This window comes from Nitratidesulfovibrio vulgaris str. Hildenborough (assembly GCF_000195755.1).
Taxonomy (GTDB): domain Bacteria; phylum Desulfobacterota; class Desulfovibrionia; order Desulfovibrionales; family Desulfovibrionaceae; genus Nitratidesulfovibrio; species Nitratidesulfovibrio vulgaris.
Genome location: NC_002937.3, coordinates 1,806,042 through 1,826,498, shown reverse-complemented (window position 1 = coordinate 1,826,498; position 20,457 = coordinate 1,806,042). Strand labels below are relative to the sequence as shown.

27 protein-coding genes are annotated in these 20,457 nt (G+C 56.0%); 10 read left to right on the top strand and 17 right to left on the bottom strand.

Annotated features, from left to right (window positions below):
• Positions 1-254: 254 nt before the first annotated feature.
• The gene (locus DVU_RS08375; RefSeq protein WP_010939050.1) at positions 255-713 is read right to left on the bottom strand and encodes a YccF domain-containing protein; all 459 of its coding nucleotides are present in this window, start codon (positions 711-713) and stop codon (positions 255-257) included.
• A 248-nt stretch (positions 714-961) separates the two neighbouring features.
• On the opposite strand from DVU_RS08375, the gene DVU_RS08370 reads away from it, so the two are divergent.
• Both DVU_RS08370 and DVU_RS08365 read left to right on the top strand, forming a co-directional pair.
• Positions 962-1,546: a TetR/AcrR family transcriptional regulator gene (locus tag DVU_RS08370; RefSeq protein ID WP_010939048.1), complete on the top strand. Its 585-nt coding sequence runs from the start codon at positions 962-964 to the stop codon at positions 1,544-1,546.
• A 638-nt stretch (positions 1,547-2,184) separates the two neighbouring features.
• Positions 2,185-2,553, top strand: a complete 369-nt coding sequence (locus DVU_RS08365; protein WP_010939047.1) for a winged helix-turn-helix domain-containing protein — start codon at positions 2,185-2,187, stop codon at positions 2,551-2,553.
• A gap of 164 nt (positions 2,554-2,717) precedes the next feature.
• On the opposite strand, the gene DVU_RS08360 is transcribed toward DVU_RS08365, so the two are convergent.
• On the bottom strand, positions 2,718-3,425 hold the full coding sequence (locus DVU_RS08360; protein ID WP_010939046.1) for a DUF4851 domain-containing protein: 708 nt from the start codon (positions 3,423-3,425) through the stop codon (positions 2,718-2,720).
• 345 nt (positions 3,426-3,770) lie between these two features.
• On the opposite strand from DVU_RS08360, the gene DVU_RS08355 reads away from it, so the two are divergent.
• On the top strand, positions 3,771-4,892 hold the full coding sequence (locus DVU_RS08355) for a tyrosine-type recombinase/integrase (protein ID WP_010939045.1): 1,122 nt from the start codon (positions 3,771-3,773) through the stop codon (positions 4,890-4,892).
• Here the strand turns inward: DVU_RS08355 and DVU_RS08350 are convergent.
• The 12 genes from DVU_RS08350 to DVU_RS08295 form a co-directional block, all read right to left on the bottom strand.
• Complete coding sequence (locus DVU_RS08350) at positions 4,864-5,127, bottom strand: hypothetical protein (protein ID WP_010939044.1); 264 nt, start codon at positions 5,125-5,127, stop codon at positions 4,864-4,866. The two genes, DVU_RS08355 and DVU_RS08350, sit on opposite strands and share 29 nt — an antisense overlap.
• A 141-nt stretch (positions 5,128-5,268) precedes the next feature.
• Positions 5,269-5,511 (bottom strand): hypothetical protein, encoded by a 243-nt coding sequence (locus DVU_RS08345; RefSeq protein ID WP_014524389.1) that lies wholly within the window; start codon positions 5,509-5,511, stop codon positions 5,269-5,271.
• 10 nt (positions 5,512-5,521) lie between these two features.
• The gene (locus tag DVU_RS08340; RefSeq protein ID WP_010939043.1) at positions 5,522-5,764 is read right to left on the bottom strand and encodes a hypothetical protein; all 243 of its coding nucleotides are present in this window, start codon (positions 5,762-5,764) and stop codon (positions 5,522-5,524) included.
• Positions 5,761-6,168: a helix-turn-helix domain-containing protein gene (locus tag DVU_RS08335; RefSeq protein ID WP_010939042.1), complete on the bottom strand. Its 408-nt coding sequence runs from the start codon at positions 6,166-6,168 to the stop codon at positions 5,761-5,763. Before DVU_RS08335 ends, DVU_RS08340 begins: the two co-directional genes overlap by 4 nt.
• Before the next feature lie 90 nt (positions 6,169-6,258).
• Entirely contained in the window at positions 6,259-6,435 is a 177-nt protein-coding gene (locus DVU_RS08330) for a hypothetical protein (protein ID WP_014524391.1), read from the bottom strand.
• A complete protein-coding gene (locus DVU_RS08325) occupies positions 6,422-6,661 on the bottom strand; it encodes a hypothetical protein (protein WP_010939040.1) in 240 nt (79 codons plus the stop codon). The genes DVU_RS08330 and DVU_RS08325 overlap by 14 nt, the downstream gene beginning before the upstream one ends.
• 370 nt (positions 6,662-7,031) lie before the next feature.
• Positions 7,032-7,352, bottom strand: coding sequence for a hypothetical protein (locus DVU_RS08320; RefSeq protein ID WP_014524392.1), 321 nt, complete (start codon positions 7,350-7,352; stop codon positions 7,032-7,034).
• A gap of 28 nt (positions 7,353-7,380) precedes the next feature.
• Entirely contained in the window at positions 7,381-7,947 is a 567-nt protein-coding gene (locus DVU_RS08315; RefSeq protein WP_164928131.1) for a GIY-YIG nuclease family protein, read from the bottom strand.
• Positions 7,948-8,384: 437 nt separating this feature from the next.
• Entirely contained in the window at positions 8,385-10,151 is a 1,767-nt protein-coding gene (locus DVU_RS08310) for a response regulator receiver domain (RefSeq protein ID WP_014524394.1), read from the bottom strand.
• Entirely contained in the window at positions 10,138-13,083 is a 2,946-nt protein-coding gene (locus DVU_RS08305) for a sensor histidine kinase (RefSeq protein ID WP_010939035.1), read from the bottom strand. Before DVU_RS08305 ends, DVU_RS08310 begins: the two co-directional genes overlap by 14 nt.
• 40 nt (positions 13,084-13,123) lie before the next feature.
• On the bottom strand, positions 13,124-14,233 hold the full coding sequence (locus tag DVU_RS08300) for a DNA cytosine methyltransferase (RefSeq protein ID WP_010939034.1): 1,110 nt from the start codon (positions 14,231-14,233) through the stop codon (positions 13,124-13,126).
• 234 nt (positions 14,234-14,467) lie between these two features.
• Positions 14,468-15,007, bottom strand: a complete 540-nt coding sequence (locus tag DVU_RS08295; protein ID WP_010939033.1) for a helix-turn-helix domain-containing protein — start codon at positions 15,005-15,007, stop codon at positions 14,468-14,470.
• A 36-nt stretch (positions 15,008-15,043) separates the two neighbouring features.
• On the opposite strand from DVU_RS08295, the gene DVU_RS08290 reads away from it, so the two are divergent.
• Positions 15,044-15,316, top strand: a complete 273-nt coding sequence (locus DVU_RS08290) for a helix-turn-helix domain-containing protein (protein WP_319417548.1) — start codon at positions 15,044-15,046, stop codon at positions 15,314-15,316.
• A 47-nt stretch (positions 15,317-15,363) separates the two neighbouring features.
• Positions 15,364-15,837, top strand: coding sequence for a hypothetical protein (locus DVU_RS08285; protein ID WP_164561408.1), 474 nt, complete (start codon positions 15,364-15,366; stop codon positions 15,835-15,837).
• 5 nt (positions 15,838-15,842) lie between these two features.
• On the opposite strand, the gene DVU_RS08280 is transcribed toward DVU_RS08285, so the two are convergent.
• On the bottom strand, positions 15,843-16,082 hold the full coding sequence (locus DVU_RS08280; protein ID WP_010939030.1) for a type II toxin-antitoxin system Phd/YefM family antitoxin: 240 nt from the start codon (positions 16,080-16,082) through the stop codon (positions 15,843-15,845).
• A 964-nt stretch (positions 16,083-17,046) separates the two neighbouring features.
• On the opposite strand from DVU_RS08280, the gene DVU_RS16845 reads away from it, so the two are divergent.
• On the top strand, positions 17,047-17,523 hold the full coding sequence (locus DVU_RS16845) for a hypothetical protein (RefSeq protein WP_223295076.1): 477 nt from the start codon (positions 17,047-17,049) through the stop codon (positions 17,521-17,523).
• The gene (locus tag DVU_RS08270; RefSeq protein WP_010939028.1) at positions 17,520-17,921 is read left to right on the top strand and encodes a hypothetical protein; all 402 of its coding nucleotides are present in this window, start codon (positions 17,520-17,522) and stop codon (positions 17,919-17,921) included. Before DVU_RS16845 ends, DVU_RS08270 begins: the two co-directional genes overlap by 4 nt.
• A gap of 14 nt (positions 17,922-17,935) precedes the next feature.
• Here DVU_RS08270 and DVU_RS17045 read toward each other — a convergent pair whose 3' ends face one another.
• Entirely contained in the window at positions 17,936-18,985 is a 1,050-nt protein-coding gene (locus tag DVU_RS17045; RefSeq protein WP_241158699.1) for a putative phage abortive infection protein, read from the bottom strand.
• 83 nt (positions 18,986-19,068) lie between these two features.
• Between DVU_RS17045 and DVU_RS08255 the strand changes: the two genes are divergently transcribed.
• Genes DVU_RS08255 through DVU_RS08245 form a run of 3 tightly spaced genes read left to right on the top strand, consistent with a single transcriptional unit; the run spans position 19,069 to position 20,109 of the window.
• Positions 19,069-19,713, top strand: coding sequence for a tyrosine-type recombinase/integrase (locus DVU_RS08255; RefSeq protein WP_010939026.1), 645 nt, complete (start codon positions 19,069-19,071; stop codon positions 19,711-19,713).
• The gene (locus DVU_RS08250; protein WP_150103621.1) at positions 19,700-19,888 is read left to right on the top strand and encodes a helix-turn-helix domain-containing protein; all 189 of its coding nucleotides are present in this window, start codon (positions 19,700-19,702) and stop codon (positions 19,886-19,888) included. Before DVU_RS08255 ends, DVU_RS08250 begins: the two co-directional genes overlap by 14 nt.
• A gap of 2 nt (positions 19,889-19,890) precedes the next feature.
• Positions 19,891-20,109, top strand: coding sequence for a hypothetical protein (locus DVU_RS08245; RefSeq protein ID WP_010939025.1), 219 nt, complete (start codon positions 19,891-19,893; stop codon positions 20,107-20,109).
• A gap of 106 nt (positions 20,110-20,215) precedes the next feature.
• Here DVU_RS08245 and DVU_RS08240 read toward each other — a convergent pair whose 3' ends face one another.
• On the bottom strand, positions 20,216-20,410 hold the full coding sequence (locus tag DVU_RS08240) for a hypothetical protein (protein WP_010939024.1): 195 nt from the start codon (positions 20,408-20,410) through the stop codon (positions 20,216-20,218).
• Between the last annotated feature and the right edge of the window lie 47 nt (positions 20,411-20,457).

Here is a 20,457-nt window from a genome sequence, read left to right as displayed (position 1 = left end):
GAATTGGTATGCGGCAATCGGATGGCTGCAACCAAGCCATATGGGCAGGGTAAAGAGGGTACGTGGGGGGGCTGTACGGTCAGCGACCTGCAGGAACATGAACGACAAGCCTGCCTCGGAGAGGGCGCTTTGTTCCCACCGGTCACCTGCCACTATCGTGCAGACGCACGCCCATCAGGAGATGAGCGTGCGTCTGCATGTCCGGGCAATGATAAGGCGAGGCCTCGATCAGCCGGAGATGGGGACTTCATCCATCAGCGGCGGCGCATGTCGTAGATGGTGCGTTCGGCATTGGAGCGATAAGCGGCATCTGCGACTTCCACAGGAACCACGGTCTTTCCGACAGGGGCAAGTGCGATGCCTGCAAGCTTGAGGTGCTGCCACGCAAAGGGGATGCCGATGATGGTCAGGGCGCAGGCAATGGCGGAGGCGACATGGCCGAGTGCGAGCCATAACCCGGCAAAGAGGAACCAGATGACGTTGCCGATGGTTCCAAGCACCCCGGTTCCGATGTCCCCTCTGCCCGTGAGGTCTTCACGGTCTATGGCTTCCTTGCCGAAAGGAAAGAAGGTGAAACCGCCGATAACGAAACAGGCTCGTGCCCAAGGAATGCCCACGATGGAAATGAGCGCAAGCAGCCCCGCCAGCCACCATGCCAGCCCCATGAATACTCCACCAAAAAGAAACCAGATGAGATTGCCGATGGCGCGCATGATTGCTCCTTGTTCGTGTGCTGACCAACGTCACATACGTCAGGCGTCACCGCTGGCGTAGCAGGATTTGTAGTGCAGTGCGGGTACGTGTTCACCCAGTATCTGATGGATAACCCGAAAGGTTGTACCTGCCAAGAGATGCAAGCACTTCGATCGGCGCAGTCCTATTGTTCTATTTTTCACTTGACGTCGGGCGTCATTTTTGTTGACCATACGGTCAAGATTGACCACTTGGTCAAGGAGCCGTCATGCAAAGCCGTCAGGATCTTCTTGATGCCACGAAACGACTCGTTGCCGCCGAAGGTGCACGCGCTACCACCGTTGCGCGCATCACTGCCGAAGCGGGTTTGGCCAAGGGGCTTTTCTTCTATTATTTCAAATCAAAAGACGCCGCTCTCTCTGCCATTACCTCCGAAATCGAAGGCAGTTACATGCAGGGTCTCGAATCGGCGGCAGGTCTTGCCCCGCCGCCTGAGCGTCTTGCGGCAATCTTCGTCCATCACTTCCGGTTCATCGATGAATGCCAGCAGGATGCACTGTTTCTGCATGCCGTCAGTGTCGATTGCGTGGCGGGAGGTGTGGAAGTCGTAGGTGGACGGGGGGGGCCGTCGCTAGGTTTCTATGAACACCTGTTCATGGCGATTCTCGATACTCTCGAATCTGGCGTGAGATCAGGCGATTTTATCTGCAGCGATACAGATGAAATGGCATTCATGATTCTCGGTGCAATCCATGGATTGGCCAGATTGAAGCTTTCAGGGTTCAGACGTGACTATGATGTCGTGTCCCACCTCGTGGCATTCTACGGGAAGGCACTAGGACATCATGCGTAATACGGTGAACCGGCATATGGCCGGTCGTTGCCCTGGCACAGGGCGAACATGGTGGACGACATAAGCCGCCTGCCGGAACCTGCGGAAATTCCGCGGAGGTAGTCATGAGTCTCGCTGACCTTGGTTGTATCGTCGCAGCAGTCGTGATTCTCGGAGTCATCGGTTTCTTTCTTTACACAAAGAGTCTCAAGCATTGACCATGAGGCCCCTTCGCAGCAGCGGGGGGGCCCCGTTTTCTTCTTTTTGTCCGCCACTGGATTCCAAGTCAGCGGGGATGGCTTTCATTTTCTCCGTCAAAACTCTGCGATAACTACTTGTTTTTGACTGGGCAGTGTCCTCGCAAGCAGCTGTGGCAACGCTGTTCAGGCTGCATCGTTTGGTGTATGCAATGAGGCGTCCACGCTACCTCCTGTGCTGGGGGGCGTGGTTACGCGTCGGTTTGTAGCCGCGTTCCGTCATTTTCGGGAGGCGGTTTTTTTGAGGTGCTCATTATGTCACAAAAGACATCGATCGAGAGGCAAGGCGCTATGCCCCCACCGCAATCTGGTGTTGTTAGAACATCATCGTTATTCAGCCAGGACACCTCGTCAACGGATGTCACAATTCGTCTCCATCTCTGGCTTGAGAGGGAGGGGGGCATGCTGTTCGGCATGGGGCGCGTTCTTCTGCTGCGTAAGGTGGAGGAGTGCGGTTCCCTCAAGAAAGCCGCAGAATCGCTGGGCATGTCATACCGGGCCGCATGGGGAAAGCTCAAGCATTCCGAAGAGGCGTTGGGCTGCAAGCTGGTCGAGAAGCAGGGGAGCAATCGCGATGGCTATCGCCTGACCGACGAGGGGCGTCGCATCACTGAAGGCTATGAGGCATGGTTCCAGTCTGTGGAACGTCATGCGCTTGAGGCTGCCCGTGAGCTTCTTCCATGGAAGGTCGGTGCGTTTGGGGGCACCCCGGTCGGAGGGTGTGGAGAGACAGTTGAACCGTCGCAGTGTGATGTGAGTAAGACCGAGTAATAAGCCTCGCATGGCGCGTTAAAGCCTCCCTTGTTAAGGGCACGCCGTAGCGTCTTTATCTGCGTGGCCGTCATCCTAAATGTCTGCGTGGTGTTGGGCAGAGTGCCCTGCGGATTCATACATGAAACGCGCCGAGGACCTTCATCGGCGCGTTTCATGCGGTGCTATCTCTGCGTTGTTTTCGGTGTGTACAACGGGAGGGGAATTCTCTCCATCGGCCCCATCAGCGTTCCGATATGAAGCGGGGAAAGCCCCGGCATTGCGGCAAGGGAGTCGAACACGAGTTTGCTTGAAGGGGCGTTGAACGAAAGCTCAAATGCCTGCTGTGCCCTTTCTTCGAAGTCGTGCAGCCGGTCGGCTGTGGCGTGGCCGGGGGAGTATTCCCGGTATTCGATGAACAATTGCTGGCTGTCGTGTCGTTCAAGGCGCGTGAATCGTCTGACTATCCAGTCTCGTCCTTTGGATATGCCGAAGCAGTCCTGCCCTTTCTCATATCTGAAGCTGATGGCGTTGAAGCTTTTTCCCGCGATGGTCACCCGGTGTGAGACGCCAAGGAGATGTGCTGCCGAGGGGGTGAGTTGTTTCCAGCGCCAGCCTCCGGGGGACTCGGCTACGATGACGATGGCAGCGGCGCGTGTACCTTCGACCTCGCCCTCGCTGACCATGTAGGTGAGTGGTGCCTTGTTGAAGCCCGTCTGCGCGAGGATGGCATCAATCGTTGCGGAATACCTCGGCTCGAGTTTCGGTGTGACAAAGGTGAACTCGGGCGACCGGGACATGAATGTGTTGCCTGAAACACCGCGCTGGGCCGGCGCACATGCGGTGAGGAGTAGAGTGCCGAGAAGGCAGATGAGATAGCGGAGATGGGGCATGAAGGCCTCGCACGTTGTGGATGTGTTCGCTTGTGGACTCTAACGCACCAGAATAGCCGAAGCAACGGCATACTCATGCTCGGCAATACGGGAGCGTGTCCGTGCTGCAAAGAAAAAAGGCCGCCTGCGCGAGGAGACGGCCTTTTGGAGTCATGGTGCGCCTGACAAGAATCGAACTTGTGGCCTAGCGCTTAGGAGGCGCTTAAAGGCCGTTTTCAGCTGATTCCTGTACCGTCTTCGTGTGTTCAATTCTTTTGATAACAGGTTGTTACGTTTTCTTGCGGTTCCCCGCATTGCCCCGGAATTCCATCGTGTGGTAGCAGGGTGGTAGCACGGGAGGAACCTATGGCCAGTCAGCGAAGCTCTACTAAGTATCCGGGAGTATACGAAAGACTCGTGATTCACCGGGTGTCTGGCAAGCAGGACATCGCCTTCGACATAGCCTACCGCCATGGCGGCAAGAAAGTGTGGGAGACAATAGGGCGTAAGAGCGAAGGCGTCAACGCCGCGTATGCCGCTCGTGTGCGGGCTGAGCGGGTCAAGGAGGTCGAGGCCGGGCGGTTCATCGCACGCGACGAGATGCCTGTCTTTCGCGATGCCCTGGAGCGATACTTGACGGTTCATGCCAAAGGCAAGTCGTCTGAAAGTCACATGCGAGGGTACTTCGAGCACCACATCGCCCCTCTCTTCGGGGATGCGAAGATGGACAGGATCAAGCCCATCCACATCGAGGAGCTCAAGCGGTCGATGGCGGAGAAGGGGCGGTCGCCACAGACGATACGACATGCAATCGCGCTGGTGCGGCAGGTCTACAGGAAGTGCGTGGCGTGGGGCATCTACACCGGCACGAGCCCGACCGACGGGGTGGAGATGCCCAAGGTCGATGCGGCGCGTCTCCGCTTTCTGACCGAGGCGGAGGCGGCGAGCCTGCTGCACGCACTCCACAGGCGCAGCCGTCAGTGGCACGACATCGCGTACCTGTCTCTTTACACCGGCATGCGGCTTGGCGAGGTGCTGGGCCTACAGGTGGGGCATGTGAACGTGGCGGACGGGGTCATCGACGTCATGGACGCGAAGGCGGGCACGAGGGCCGCCTATATGACGGCTGGTGTGAAAGAGATACTCGCTGCCAGATGCGCTGGCCGGGATGCGAAGGAATTCGTCTTCGTACAGAGAGGTGGCGGAAGGGTTCGATACATCTCGTCCGTGTTCTCGCGCGTTGCTGATGAGCTTTTCAACGACGGCGTGACAGATGCCCGGCACAAGGTCGTCTTTCACACGTTGCGGCACACGTTCGGTTCGTGGCTCGCCCAACGAGGAGTGCCCCTCTATACGATAGCCGTATTGATGGGGCACTCATCGCTTGAGATGACGAAGCGGTATTCGAAGCTATCTCCGGACACGAAACACGACGCGATGGCGTTGCTGCCCGAGTTGCCTACATCACCCGCTGACGATGCTTGTTGAGCCACGTGCGGATGTCTTCGTGGGTATAAAAGGCGTTGGCCTTGCCGGAGACATGGAAGTACACGGGGCCCGTCCTCTTGGCGCGCATCTTGTCGAGCGTGGACTTGCCGATGGGGTAGACCTTGGCTGCCTCTGTGGCAGTGATGTAGGGCAAGGACAGGATGCGCTGTGTTTCCGCCGCATCGCGGAATGCCTTGGTGACTGCTTCGTCGAACTGGTCTTGCGTCTGTTGCATGGTTCGTTCCTCGTCTTTGAGCGTTAATCGTGTACGCCACGCCCGCTGGCCATGTCGCCTTCTCGCCTATACCTGCGGCGACCGGTGGAGGTTGCAGCGCGCAGGAAGGAGGCGCGCTGGTCGCCGCAGGTGGTGGGAGGGCTAGGCGGGGCTACATTCCTCTTGGGTGGTCGCTTCGCCCCACACGGGGAGCATGGCTTGCATGCCGCACTCCGTTTCGGTGTAGACGGGGCGGCGCGCATCGACGATGACGCATCGCTCGTCGTTGACCGTGCCGTCTTCGCGCAGAGGGGAAGCCGTGAACATCCACGGATGGCTTCCGTTCTTTGCGGTGATGACGCACCGCCTCTTACGGGTTTCGACGACCTGCCCGAGTTTCAGCATGGCGGCCTCGCTATGTGGATGCGGGGTCGCACGCCGGGCATATGCTGCCCGGATAACCGGGTATGAGTGGCGCGCCGCACTGCTCGCATTTGCCGAGCAGGTCTTCTGCAGCGAGGCTGGACATGACACGCAGGGCGATGACTTCGGCCACGCTGCCACCGATAAGGGCCGCTTCTGTTCGCAACAGGCCGACCACCCCAAGGGGGAAGGTGACGACGAGGGCCACATCCGCCCCGCGTGGGGCGGTCTTCATGCCGTAACCTCGCCTGAGTAGCGTAGCACCGTGCCCTGCGGCAGGCGCTCGCGCACAAGCGTAAAGACGTCATCCGTATTCAGGTCGTTGATGGCGGCACGTCGGCCCTCTGCGATGGCTTCGGCGCGTATCTTCGCGACTGTCTCTTCTGAGAGGGTCATCTCGTCGCGCGAGTCGCTGGGCAGCAGGTAGCGTGGCCCCTCGCCTGTGAGGATCCACGCCGGGTTTGCGGAGAAACGGTCGACCAGCGTGACGAGCCATGCCCCAGGGATGGAGTTGCGCTTGCGTGCATCAGACACGCTGGATTGCCGGATGCCGAGCACCTCTGACAACGCGACCTGTGTTGTCGTCTCTGTGATGCTGTAGATGCGGTCGAACGCAGCGTCGAACTCTTCGCGGGTCACAGCGCATTCCCCGAGAGAGCGTCGCCAGCGGCATAGAGGCAGAACAGGGCCGCGAGCATGGCGACGGCGCAGAGCGTGCGGCGCGTGAGGCTATGCTGTTGCATGGCGCTTCTCCATATCGGCCCGCACGGCCTTGAAGATTTCGGTAAGGGATGCGCCTGTGTAGACACGGCCCGTGTGGGCGCTGCGGTAGCGAATGATGTGGGCTGCTATCGCAACGGGGGCGGGCGCGTAGGTGGTGCTAGGGGCAATGCTACGCTGCTGCATGGCTTTGCTCCTGTGGTACGTCGAACCAGCCAGACGCTCCCGCCGTTGCCGCTTCTGCTGCGGCGAGGCGGATTTCGTCCGCCAACTGGAAAAGGCCACGCCGTTCTGCAAAAGCCTCTGCCCTGTCGAGCCACGCTAGGGCTGTCTCCGCTGCCGCAGGGAAGCGTCTTGCTTCGTAAGCGAGGGTCTTTGCCTTGTCTCTGATGCTGTAGGCATACGCGTCCATGAGAGTCCTCCTTGGCGTTTCATCGTGCCGACCGTCTGTGTGGGCCTCGTTCGTTTCAGGTTCTGGCCCGGTTGGGTTGCCCGGTGCCCCCGCATCCTCATTGGGAGGGTGAGCCCGCGACCGCTTGCCCGGCGTTACCTGTTTCCCTGTCGCCCGACGGTACCAACCGCCCCGCCCCGGTTCCCCCTACTTGGCGGCCCGCAGGCGCGCCGTGTTCGGCTCGTGGTGAGTGGCTGATGTGGAGATTGTTTCTTATAGTAAACAAAAAAAGGCAGAAAAAGTTTCATGGAGTAAACAGAGTGGGCGAAAGAAAGCCCCGCCGGAGCGGGGCAGCGGGAGACTGAGTTTGCCTTTATCGTTTCAGCGTGCGCTACTGATTTTTAAAATATACAAGCACTGCGCTGCAGTTTGCGAAAAGAGATATCCACCCAAATACAACAGCGATTTGTGCTAATGATTTGAAATAAATAGAACCTGTATACTTTTTTGCGCTTCTCCATGTGGCAATTAAGGCTGCTGCTGACCATAGGAGCAGTGATATGCTCATGATCAATATCAGCATAAAATTAGCATTTGCGTTGGACAATATTTTAATAATGAGTTGGGTGATGACGTTGACGGCAACTAATCCAATCCAATACGTTTTCCACAATTGAATTTCTCCGTTAAAAAAACGATCATAAAGATTCATAAGCACCTCCTAATTCATATTTAAAGATTCACTGTAATGTGTCGTCCTTTCTACCGAAGAAGAAACATGAGTCGTGAAAGGCGGCAAAGTGGAAGGTTTCATCTGGGAAGGTGTAGTAGGGCGCGTCGTAAGCTTGCTCTACTGACAGGGCGAAGAACTCCGTACCTGCCATACCTCCTTCTTCCCGTATGTTGTAGGGGGCGAGCAGTTCATGGATGTACTGCTCTGAAGCGCGAGCGTTAGGGCGCAACACACAGAATTGGAGCTTGAAGGGGCGGGGGAGTGATGTCCGGTTGGTCACGCTAAGCCCGTTCTCATCTACGGTGCGCAAGACGGATAGCTCTGCGGCGCGTAGGGCTGGCTTTGTGGAATAGCCGATTTTGACCACACCGGGCATGGCATAGTTTGCAAGAACATAGACCCACCCCTTACCGTCGTCGGCTAGGTCGGGGAAGTTGGTGTGCTGAAGGCGTGTGCCCAGCGTGTTGAGGAATTCTTCCGGGCTGGTGCTGGCAATCTCTGGGTAGAGGTAGAACGGGTCGGCCTGCATGTGCTGGCCTGTGTTGCCCTCGATGAAGTTGTTGAGCACCCGCATGAGGTGGTGCTCTCGTGCCATAAGTTCGGCCTTAAGTGTGTTGAGCAACACCGGGTCGCTTCGCAGCTTGGCCTCGTAGCGTTCTGGTTCTGTTTGACGGCTAGAAGAGGATGGCCAGTCTGCCTTGCGTCGGGCTGGCTGTCGGCGCGGGGGCGGTTGGTCTTCGAGGTAGGGTGGGGGTGAGTATGAAGGGGGCGCGGGCTGCGCGGGAGGCACACGGGGAGGTGTGCGCTGTTGTTGCCACTGAACCCCGGCGTAGAAGCCGCCACCAAGAATGAGACAGAACAGGAAGAGTGCGGAAATACCCATAGGAGCACCTGTCATAGATGGTGTGCAGATATGGATATACAAGAAAGACGATTTAGTAAAATTGCAGCAGGAATAGGAAGAAGAAAGCCCCGCCGGAGCGGGGCAGGAATCGATTCGAGGGGTATGTGCTACTCTGGTTTATACTGAAAGAAGTCGACCCCGATGCGGGATTTCCACGCGCCTTTTTCTGACAGGAATCTGCTTGCGTAGTCTGGCCTGAGTTGAGCAATGACGTTGCTTTGTTGAGACATGACGGAATATCCCACTTCGTCAGCTTCAACCGTGTATAGCCTTATAGTGTCGTCAATGGTGAGAAATGTTGTTCCACGAATAAAAAAGTTATCAATGTGTAGATTCGGTTTACTATCGTTGTATGGAGAGTACACATCTACGCCTGTCGTAGTCTTTACAAAAATATATAACCCTTTATGAGCATCTTTGAGTGCCTTTGCTATTCTGTTGCTATCAGTAATTTTAGTAAGCTTAATGGCTTCTATAAATATTATTTTGCTTGCGTTAAAGTCTTCACCTCGAGCCAGGTCGCACGATGGTGTTACGCACATCCATGATTTGTCTTCCTGCGTAAAGATACTGCCTGTAGTTATGTAGTGGTGAGGTTTTTGTTCGCAACAAGCCATGGCGTTTGCATGAAGGAAGATTTTATCCATGGTGCAGTTTGCGTTCTCAGCAGTAGTGCAAGCTCTATGGATTGTGGCTTCATTTTCTATTTGTAGCGAGTCAATGCAGTTTATGCAAAACTGGTCTGCTTTAGATGCAATGCCTGTGCTTGCTGCAGAAAGTATGGCATGTGTGATTCTATTTGCGATAATGTTAGCCTTGTGAGGATGTGTCTCTATGCTTGAAATTCCGTTAAGGGCTGTTAATAGTGCCGCAGCACGGATTTCTGGTGTTGAGAATGATGAGTTAAGAATCTCGTAAATGTTTTCTTTTGATATATTTGCAAATTTATGTAGTGCCTTTGTGATGATTCCCGGGTCGTATTCCGTAAGCGCAGTTTTCAGCTCTTGTATGAGGTTATTGATGTCTTGTTCAGAAGCTATATCTTTTTGTGTGACAACAATAAAAGCATTTTTTGCAGCTATCCATGGAGTGGTGCTTGAAGCGATATCGCTTTGTAAGACGAGGTCAGATTTAGATTTTGTTGTACTCCGAAAATTATTACTAATTATTTGATTTGTGAAATAAATGACCTTTTCTTTTGATGCTGAACCAGCAAGGCTGCATATCGTTTTTATATGTTCTTCTGAGCCGTCTAGTATATGACGTATGTTTTCATTGACAATAGCTTCTATAGCAGCGGCATTCGCGAGTTCTTCGCGTTCGGTATTTTCATACGTAATATTCTTCATTGAGAATAAAATCTCAGATGCAACGTCTTGTTTTTCTTTTGTAGAATGGACGATAATTAGATTGTATCTTTTTGATTGTGCAAGGCTATGTATTATTTTAAGAGCGTGAGATGAATCTTCACCTTCTGTTAGGAAGTAGTCTAGCACAACAAGGTCTGATTTGTTTATAAAAGCATATTCATCTCTTTCGATGCATTCGAGGTTGTTTTCTACGTCAAATATGTAGCCATTTTCCCTGCAAGATTGTGTTAATCGTAGGACATGCTCATCTATACTACGGTCATGTTCTTCTTGTATTTCTTCGATGTCTATATTTCCATTGTGAGTGTTGTCTTCTTCATGGTCAAATTGGTTTTCAGTAGCAATATCGCGCAGGTTTGCTTCAATATGCTCTTCTTCTGTGTCGGTGGTGAGCGATTTCTTGAGCAAGTCTGCGTGAGTTGGAAATTTGTCGTCTATAAAAAGTATGCTTTTGATGGGGGATATGTAGGCTTCATCGATGATTGCAGCATTAGCGGGAGACATGTTCAACCTCGTGGAATTCGATGATGAAGTTAGCCCCTTCGAGGACTTCGGGGTCATTATCTGTTGCGTAGCGGATGCTGTGGCGGGCAACTGCAAGGTTTTCGCGACAGAGGTATAACCCCACACCGCGCCCGTTGGTTCGTTTTGTGAAGAACAATTCGAACAGGTGCTTCTGGTCGTCTTCATCAACACCCGGTCCGCTATCTGCGACAATGGCTTTGCCTTGCACAAAGTCGAGGCGGATTATCCTTCTTTCACCACGTTGCACCCAGTAGAGAGCATTGTTCACAAGGTTGATGAAGGTGGGGTAGATGCGGGATGGTAGGTCTCTGATGGAGAAACCTTCAAACGCAGGGGTAACTTCGAACTGGATGCGGCATTGCTCGAATGTGGTGCCGAAGAACTCTTTGACGTACTTGGCAATCTCTTTACCCGAGATGGCGATGCGGCTGCGGTACGAAGTTTTTCGCAGAGGTGCCAGAAATCGCAGTCGGTCTACAAGGGCACGGTGCGCTTCGAACGCAAGGGTGTAACTTTTGAGGGCGCGCACCTCTTTGGGCATAAGTTTGAGGTAGCGCGTGACCTGAGATTCGAGTGCTTCTAACTCATGGCCGATGATTTCGACACTGATGCCGAGTTGTGCCACAGAGTTGAGCATGGATACTTTTTCTTCAAGCGACCGGTTCACCTCATCTACATGAAAGAAGGCACCTTCAAGGTCTACACCTTCGACGAGTTGTTCTAGGCTATGGATGATGCCGTCGTATTTGAGGTTCAGTTCGTCACTGAGTTCGGTGTGTACTTTGTCTAGGTAGTCGAGTACCGGGGTCAAGCCTTGCCCAGCTTCGAGCATGCTGACGAATTCCGTGGACTTGCGCCGGTACGCCGTTCTGTCTTCTCTGGCGTTCTCTTCCCATGTGGTGCGTAGCGCATCTAGGCTAGAGGTGATGGTAGACAGGGCTTTGCCTATCTGGCTGGAGATGCGCGCTTCGTTGCTATAGAACTTTGATGTGGCGATACGTTTAGGGTCGCCTAGCAGACCTTCTGCCTCACACCGGGCGAGCATGGACTTGAGCTTGTCAATGGTGGCGCAGAACAAGGCATAGGCATCGCGGTATCTTCTATAGTCTTCTTCTTGGCTACCAAGCTCATCTGGGCGGTTGGGGATGCGCAGGTCGTCGCGCAGCCCCTGCAATGCGTCGAGTTCCATCTTGATGGCAGGCAGGTCGTCGTACGCTTTGCATGCTAGGGTCTGTTCCAGTTTGTCAGCCCCGGCTTCTGCCCGCGTGCTGGCTTCAAGCGCCAAGGGTAACTTCTCTTTGAGTGCCCGGACGAAATTCTTCTGGTTGCGCTTGCGGGCCGTTTCTGCTGCCCGCATCTGCCTTTGGCGTGCCTTCTGAATGCCAGGGAGTTCTTGATTGCGGATAGTGGATGCCGTTCCAAAATATTCGCGTGCAACATACATCAACAGATTGATGACAAGTCGTTCGAATTCACGGCGGGCTTTGTTGACAACCAGTCCTTCACGGCCAGCCTTATCTTTGAGGTTGGGGTTGTGCTGACTGGTAATCGCCAAACGACCGAAGCTGCGGCGATAGACAAAAAACTCTCGTCCAGCATGTTTTGAACGGCGGAATTCCATCCTAAATAAGTCCCCATCCTCACGCCCATAGGGCATGACCCGGAGACCATCACGGTGGATGCATATCCCGCCATATTTATTAACTTGACTCGAGTGATACTCGAATTCTTCGTCTGAGTGTGTAGTGTTCTTTTTGTCTTGCTCAAACGTGCCAAGGCAAAACCTGAATGGCCCGACGCTATCCTTGCCACGTTGTGTGAAAACTGATGGAGATGGCAGAAAGCATTCGCCACGGTCTTTGCCGAAAGCCGTTATTCTGCCCTGAAAGTTGCCAGCGGTGTCAAATTCGCCTTCGATGACATGTTCGAGGCTACGAAGCTCTTGGATGTCAAAAACTTCTTCGGAAGAAACGGGAATGAAGTCAGCTTTGCCGGGTTTGTGAACGACTACGGCATAGTCGAAGGCGATGGGAGTGTCTTCAAACGGGTCGACGAAACTGACCAGTGTTTCGGTCAGAGTTTCTTTGACCTTTTGTATATCTGGGCTTTCATATTCGTCGTCAGTGACCCAGCATGCAAGTTCGGTATTCGCGCCGATAGTAAAAAGTGCGGTGCCGTGTACGTCGTCACCCTCTACTGCCTTGTGCATCAACTGCCACCAAGGAGAGAAGTGGTCCCATTTGATGAGCCCTTCAGGGGAGAGTGACAGAATGGCTTCTCGGGTTGTGGGGGCATTGGGGTTTTGTTCGCGTTCTATGGCGTCGAACCTGTCCCATGCGGCAGCGAGGTGGGCGGTATGGGGTGAGGCTGAGCCCCATTGCAGATTGGCTTTGAGTTCTTCGAACATCTGCGCAAACAACGCAGGAAACTCTTTAAGTTCTCCGAATTCGACAAGGGGGAACCTAACGTCGTTGATGAACAGGTATGGGTTCTCGAAGAAGCGCCAGTCTACAAGCAGGGCAGCATAGGGCTGCCCTACGCGTTTGCTGACAACAAGTGTGACGGGAGACAGAAAAGCAGCGGAAAGCCGGCCGATGCCCTTTTCACCAAGTCGGGCACGTTCTGGCAGACCGAAGCGGTCTTCTACAGGGACGGGAGAGGCGACTTTACTCTCTGTGCCAACCACAAGCCATTTCGAGCTAAGGGTCTCGGCATCCATGCCGTGCCCATTGTCGCAGATAGAGGCGACGACGACGTTGCCAGAGTGAATGTGTAGTTCAACGCCTCGGGCGTATGCGTCGTAGGCGTTCTTCCATAGTTCGCTGATGGCGGTGGGGGCGTCTGCTATCTGCCCACGGCCTAGGTGGTCTATGGCCCGGGCGCGTGTCTGGAAGCTGGCTGTGTTCAACATAGCCAGTCCTGTATCAAGGCACGATAAAAAAGAAAAGCGTCTACTGACTTTGGCGTGCTATGCAGGCGGGTAAAGCGCTTAGTAGCGGGCGTATGACAGCCATGCCAAGGTCTATGGGCACAGCATTGCCCACCTGTGCGCTGGCAGCCATGATGCCACCTTTGAAGGTGAACGTCTCCGGAAAGGTTTGAAAGCGAGCAGCGTGACGCACTGTGATGCCGTGGTGCTGCGTAGGGTGAAGAAAGCGCCCCTTGGAAGGATTGGTGCAAGCTGTGGTCATGGTCGGGCCGGGAGCGTCGGGGTTGATGCGGCCGTATACATCCTTATGACCGTTATGATTCCGGTGGCAGGGAAGAACGCGGCATGATTGCTGCCGGCTGCCACCATTGAGCGGGGTGCTGCGGAACACCTCTACCATTTCTGGACGATGGTTGAGGTGTATGGCGTTTGGGTCGTCGTTTGCCAGTTCAGTGGCGAAAACTTGTGCTGCTGTACACCAAGCAGGGAGACCCTCTGCACGAACCTGAGAGCTTTCAGGGGCGAAGTGTGTGGGGCGTGGGGGCCAATCTGGCAGAGTGTGCCCCCCAGCTGTGCCGAGAATGAAAACGCGCTTTCGGTTTTGCGGAACGCCATAATCGCGTGCGTTGAGCACCTGCGGTGGAGAGACATGGTAGCCTGCCTCTGTAGCCAGTTTGTAGAATCTTTGCAGGTACTCTTCGTGCCTAGGCCAAAGTAGGCCGGGCACATTCTCGACAAGAAAATAGCGCGGGCGAATGGCCTGCACATATTCGAAGTAACGCAGAAGCAGCGTGTTGCGGGGGTCGTCTATCCCTGCCCCTTTGATGCGATGCGTGGAAAAACCCTGACAGGGAGGGCCGCCCATGATGATATCGACTCCGCCGGGAGTGAGGTTTGCAGCCTGCATGAAGGCTTCTGGCGATATGGCCAGAATGTCGCCCTCAAAGAGCAGGGGGGGGCGGCGGGAGCCTTCTATGAAGTTATGGCGGTATGTCGCGGCAGCATAGTGGTTGTTCTCAAGTGCGGCAACGACCTCTATACCCAGATTGCGGGCGGCAAGACTGAACCCCCCCGCACCGCAGAAGAGGTCGACCGCTTTGGCGGGCGTATGTTTGGGCGTGTGCTGCTTCATGCGATGGGAATGTGTGGGCTGCTATGAACGTTGTTGAACCGGGGGGAGTATACCCAGAGGGCAGGTAAAAAAATAGCCCCCCTGACGGGGGCGTTACGGTGGTAATTTGAAGCCTTGTAAGCGTTCTGTTGCCTACGAGGGCATTGGTTCAATCTGGTTCTGATGTTCGCTTCATCAAGCGCAGCACAGGGCGTTTCCGATGTGGCTTTGCCTTTGCTCCGCCCTTGATGAGCGCTAAGCGGACTTGGCGTTGCCGGATATTTGCTCACCTTCCGGCTGGACGCGTTCACGGGCAAGGCGCAGCAGTTTGCCGGGGTCTTCTTCCATCAGCAAGCACAGCTGCATGAGCACTTCAGGGGTGAGTGGCTCTTTCGCAGTGAGTATGCTCCCTAGTTTGGCTGCACCGTTCGCCGTTTCAGGCCAGAGGCTTGAAGCGGCTTTTTCGTGCGTGAGGTTGTGGACGGAGAGAAAGCTGTCCAGCACTCCGGTAAGGGCTATCTCGAACGGTGACGGTGAATACGTCGGTGTCGGAGTGCCGTTGATGATTCCACAAAAATCAATTCCGAGTACATCGCAATACCTGAGGAAGTCCTGAAGGTCGGCCCCTCTGGTGCTGCCATGACGCCATTTGGTGATTGCGCTCTTTCCAACGCCAAGACGACGGCCAAGCTCTTCCTGCGTGGTCGCCTTGAGCGCGTCATTGATGCGCTGAAGGAAACAATCCCAAAGTATCGGAAATTTGTTTTGTAAAGCCATACCCTCTGGGTAGCGCATAGTCGTTTCCTTTGGGATGTGTTTTTGTTTGACCTTATGTTTACCGTAGTAAACAGTTTAGCCATGATGAACGCACTGGAGAAATTCAGAGTCGAGAAGGGGCTTACCTACGAGCAGATGGCAAACCTTTCAGGGGTGACTAAAGCCTCTGTTTGGAAACACTGTCGGGGTGTGGCAGAGCCAGATGTTGAATCTGTTGCTCGCTATATGCAACGGCTTGGCCTCACTTTTTCGCTTATCCGTCCCGACCTGTGGCCCCCGTCCCCTCCATCATCACCCACCATGCCCTCTGTGGCGAGGGTGAAATGATCTCGCCTCGCCCCCCAGTTCTGCCTCCGGCGCGGTCGTGGGAGGTGATGGCTGCGCTGCGCGAGGCCCTCGGCCTTGCGGGAATGCAGCGCATCTTCTCTGTGGGCCACAACCAGATAGGCCGTTACTGCCGCAACCCCGACATCTCTGACGATGCAGAACGCAACCCGCTAGACCGGGTGCGTCTGCTGTTGGCGCGTGGGGTGGAGGCAGGGGCGGAAGAGGCGGTGCGTATGGCGGTGGGCTATCTGCTGGAACCGCTGGGCATGAAGGCTGTGCCCGTGGGCGAAGCGCCCCCCGACCGGGAGACGTGCGAGGCCGAATGCCTGGACGACTACCCTACGTTGCTACGGCTGCACGAAGCGGTGCGAACACTGGAAGGCAGGCACCCGGCGCACCCGCGCACGGTTGCGGCCCTCATGGAAGACCACATGCGCGAATGCGAACAGACGTGCGCCAAGTACCGCACGGAGTGGGTGCGGTTACATGGGGACACGGCGAGCCGGGAAGGGCGGGGGTAGAAGCGTCAGCTCTGCTTATCAACTGTGCTGACAGCTTCGAGAGATGCGCGGAGACGTGCGGCGTTGGCGGGAGACTGAAGCAGATGTGCCGTCTCCATGATGCTGTTGTAGTCGTCGAACGACATCAAGACTACTGGTCGCGCCTTGTAGCGCGTGATGATGGTTGGCTGATGGGAGTCGGACACGTTGTCCATAATGGCCGCAAGCCTCTGGCGGGCCTCGGCATAGGTGACGGCCTGTAGCATGGAGAGTCCTCTTTCTATGTGCAGATACCGTGGTCGATGTGTGGCGTCAAAGGCGGATTGGGCATGAGGCATCGTGACTGCCCGCATTTCAGACAGGCCACAAGCCCGGAGGGGCTAGGCCGATGCCCGCGCGGGTGGGCGTGGGGCAACAGGCCGTGCCGGGGGGACTGTGAAGTAGGCCAGCAAAAAGGCCCTGCGGACAGGCAGGGCCAGCAACGGCAACGCAAGGAGAGTGCCAGCTAGGGGCGAGAGTCTCCAATCCAGCTATGTCGCATAGAAAATCAATGATGGTTTGAAGGTCATCCGAATGCAGTGCGACGCGATCAACGTCTCCTGATGCGCCCGTTTGCTGGATGTACACCCAGTCATCTTCGTAGGTGATGGTCGTTGCGGGTCTGTGTGGCAGTTCGAGTTTTGTTTCCGGCATGAGATTTCCTTGGTGTTGAGTTATGGCGAGGAGTTCAAAACAGTGAATACGGACATACGCATTTCCGTCGGTTTCTGGCAACACCCGAAGACAAAGAAGACAATCAGGCGGTTAGGTCTTGAGGGCGTGATGGCTCTTCAAGTCCTTTGGATATGGGCGGCGCAGAATCGGCCTGATGGCAACTTGCGGGGTATGGATGGTGAAGACGTGGAGCTAGCCGCTGGATGGGAGGGGGAAGAGGGGAGGTTCTTTGCCACCTGCTTTGGCCTGTGGATTGACGAAGATGCGGAGGGGCTTCGCCTGCATGACTGGGAGGAGCACAACCCGTGGGTTTCAGGCAGTGAGGCGCGGAGGGTCGCGGCTTCGGTAGCAGGGAAGGCCTCAGCCGAAGCACGTAGGCAGCGCAAGCTCAACCGCACGGAAACGAATCGCAACGAAGCGTTGGATTGCGTGGAAAAAGCGTGGAACGGTTCGTCAACCCCTCTTCCTTCTCCTAAGAAGTTAAGAAGTAAGAATACTACACCCCAAGGTAGTACAGTGAACGAAGGTCGCGCGCGGGCGCGTGTAGACGTGCCCGAGGGTGGGGACGGGCTTTGCCCTGAACACCATGAGGCCGAAGAGTGGTCGGGCGACAGGGTGGAGCCGGAAGCGCCCGACGTGCTCGACGGTGCGCTGGACGCGAGCATGGAGTTTCTCGAACTGCGCGAGTTGTACGACCGTCTTGCCCGCTGCGAGGCTCCGCTTGCCGGGCATGATGCGTACAAGATGCTCCGCGCCGGGCGGGTGTGGCCGGGGCTGGCACGCATCACACAGGCCATCGAGGAGTGGGGCGAGACACCGCGCTGGAAGCGTGGCTATGCGCCGGGGCTGAAGCGGTTCCTTGCCGAACGGTGGTGGCTCAAGTCGCCGGACGTGGACGACGTGCAGGGAGCGGCATCTGACGCCGGGCGAGAGCCGGATACGTATTCGCGGTTGCTGGAGGAGGCCCGCAAGCAGAAGGAGGTGCGCGCATGAACGCCAGAGACCTGAAACTGACCGCCGCACATGTGCGGGCCGCGCTGGTGCGACTGGCGCTGCATTATCCGCGGTCGCGGCAGATAGAGAGCATCGATGTGCTAGCGGAAGACTACGCCAAGGACTGCCGGGCCATGACCTGCGGCGAGTTCGACGACGCGGTGGACGAGGCGCGGGCACATTCGCGGTTCTGGCCCACGAGCGCGGACATTCGCACGGCGCACGAGCGATTGCAGGAGGCGCGGCGTATGGCGGTGGTGCGGGCGCAACTCGACCAGCAGCGTACCGGGGATGAGCCGATGGAAATCACCGACGAGATGCGCGAACGCAACCTTGCGCGGGTGCGCGAGTTGCGGGCTGCGCTGAACGAGGGCCGGAGGCCGTCGTGGGTGCAGTGAGGCAGGGCGGGGTGTTAATCGTCGCCATAGGCTTTTTTGTCGTAAAAATGTTCGTGTATTTCTGGGTAGATGAGCATGGACTTGTCCATCTCGTGCAGTAGCTCATTTCGTTCAATGAGCCGCTTGAATTTGCTGGCTGGCGTCGTCGTGCTCTCTTGCTGCCCTTCGGGGGCGGGCTGTCCGGCTGCTTGGGCTTCGTTTCTGTCTTCTGGGTCGGCATAGTAGAGGGCATTGTAAAAGAGAGCTACGTGCTCCGCAGCCGTGAATTGTGCCCTGATGATACGCATGTAGAGTCGACGTTTTTCGGGGGCGTCGTCGAACGTTTTGTTAGTGTATTTGATGAGGTGGTAGAGGTGTCTGTAGTAGTGCATAATTGAATTCTTGTGCTGCTTGTATATCCTTGCAAATATGCATATCGTGTAGTCAGTTGTGTTGAAATATTCATCAAATTCGAATTTTGCTGCTTCTTTTTTTGATAATGGAATAAAATTTATTGCATCATCTAGGCTTTTGATCTGCTGATAAAGTGAATTGTGTCCTTTTTTTGCACTTCCTAAATCGTTTACGAGGCTGATAAAACTAAAATTACTATTCCTTATTTCTCTAGAATTTTCGTTGTGTATTGATAGTAGGTTAAAAAAAATGCTTTCAAATCTTTCTAATTTAAATTGTTCTTGCGTAATTGTGAGTTGTTTTTCAAGTCTACCGTTATTCTCTTCCGCATCTTTCTTGGCTCCAGATATCTGAGTCTGTTGCAGGAAGAGGGTCACGATGATGCCTATGCCGCTGAGACCAGCGAAGAAGGCATTCACGGGGGAGAAGGTGTTTTCGAGTTGTTCCAACTCACCGAAGCTGACCTTAGAATTGAAGATGCCGTGGTGCGTGGCGAGTGCTCCGCAGAGCCAGATGATAGTGGCTAAAAAGATGACGACAATCGTAATGGCTACCAGTTTGGCGATGCTTTTCCACCACGCTACCAAGGCTTTTATTCTCTTGGGGGTGCTAGTGTTCTTCGCGTCGCCGCTGTTCGCTGCGGGGGGCTGCTGCGTCTGCGTGTCCATCATGACTTCCTTGAAGGCGATATGAAAATGAACAGGATTCATAGTCTTTTGCATATTGTGGGTCAAGAATCGCAGCAGGGGAACGCATGAAGGGCTGCCGACCGCTGACGCTGGACGAGGTGCGCCGGGCATCCCGTGCCTTTGGTGGCTACCACGCCGTACGCAACCACTGCCTGTTCGTGCTGGGCGTGAACGCGGGGTTCCGCATCTCGGAGATGCTGTCGCTTCGCATTCGCGATGTAGTGCGCGGCAGGCTGGTAGTGCGTGAGGTGGCTGTGCCGCGCAGGGCCATGAAGGGCAAGCGCGAGGGCCGCACCGTGTATCTCGCGCCCGTGGCGCGTCAGGCCATTTGGCGGCAGATTGACGCGCTGCACGCTGCCGGGTCGTGGCATGTGGACACCTTTCTCTTTCGGTCGCGCAACGCCCGCAACCGGCCCATACGCCGCGAGACGGCGTGGCGCATCCTGCAGGAGGCGTTCGGGTCGGTGGGCATCGTGGGCAAGGTGGGGTGCCATGCCCTGCGCAAGACCTTCGCCAACATGGTCTACGAGTTCATGCTGGCGCGGGTGGCGTCGGGCGAACCCGTCGACCCGTTCTACGAGGTGGTCAAGGCGCTGGGGCACGCAGACCCCAAGAGCACCACGGCCTATCTCGCGTTCCGCAACGAAAGGGTGCGGGCCGCCGTACTGCACATCGGGGAGGTGCTGCATGGAGACCATGCTCACGGTTAGGCAGGTGGGGCGCGCACTGGCGCTGGACGCCAAGCGAGTGCGGGCACTCATCCGCACCGGGCAACTGGTGGCCAGCAACGTGGGGACGGTGCGCAAGCCGCTTTACCGCGTGGAGGCCGAACAGTTGCGCGCGTTCATCGAGGCGACGCGGGTCGTGGGCATCGAGGAAGGCTAGCCATGTATGAGACGACGGCGACGCACGACGCACGAGAGGCGCGCTTGCCACGGGTGTGGCTGGTGGGTTGGGAAGAGATTGAACAGGCCACGGGCATGACCCGCAAGGTGCTGAAGCCGCTCATCACCGAGGCGGCCCTTCCGGTGCGCTACATCGGCGGTAGACCCGTGACCACGGCGACGCAGCTTGAACGCTGGGTGGCTGCGGGAGTTGGGGTGTAGGCGGGCGGTGTGGCGGTGAGGCTTACGGTAACGCGTGTGTCGGTCATGAAGAAGCCCCGCTTGAGCGGGGCTTTCTGTTTTTGGGGGGAGGGGGGCTTCGTGCCGCCTAGTCGTGCGGCATACGGCGCGCCACATCGAAGAAGGTGTCGTCGAGGGGGAGGGCGTCGGGGTCGCTTTCGGCGGCTGCGGTAATCTCTGCATCGGTGAGGGCTGCAACGCGCTGCCAGTCGGTGCGGGAGGACTGCTTGCGCAGTGCAGCCAGGGAAAGCCGGGTGGAGGTCTCATCAGGCTTTTTCTTCATAGCTCCTCCTTTCGCGAGCATTGGCGCGCCGTGCGGAAATGATGCGG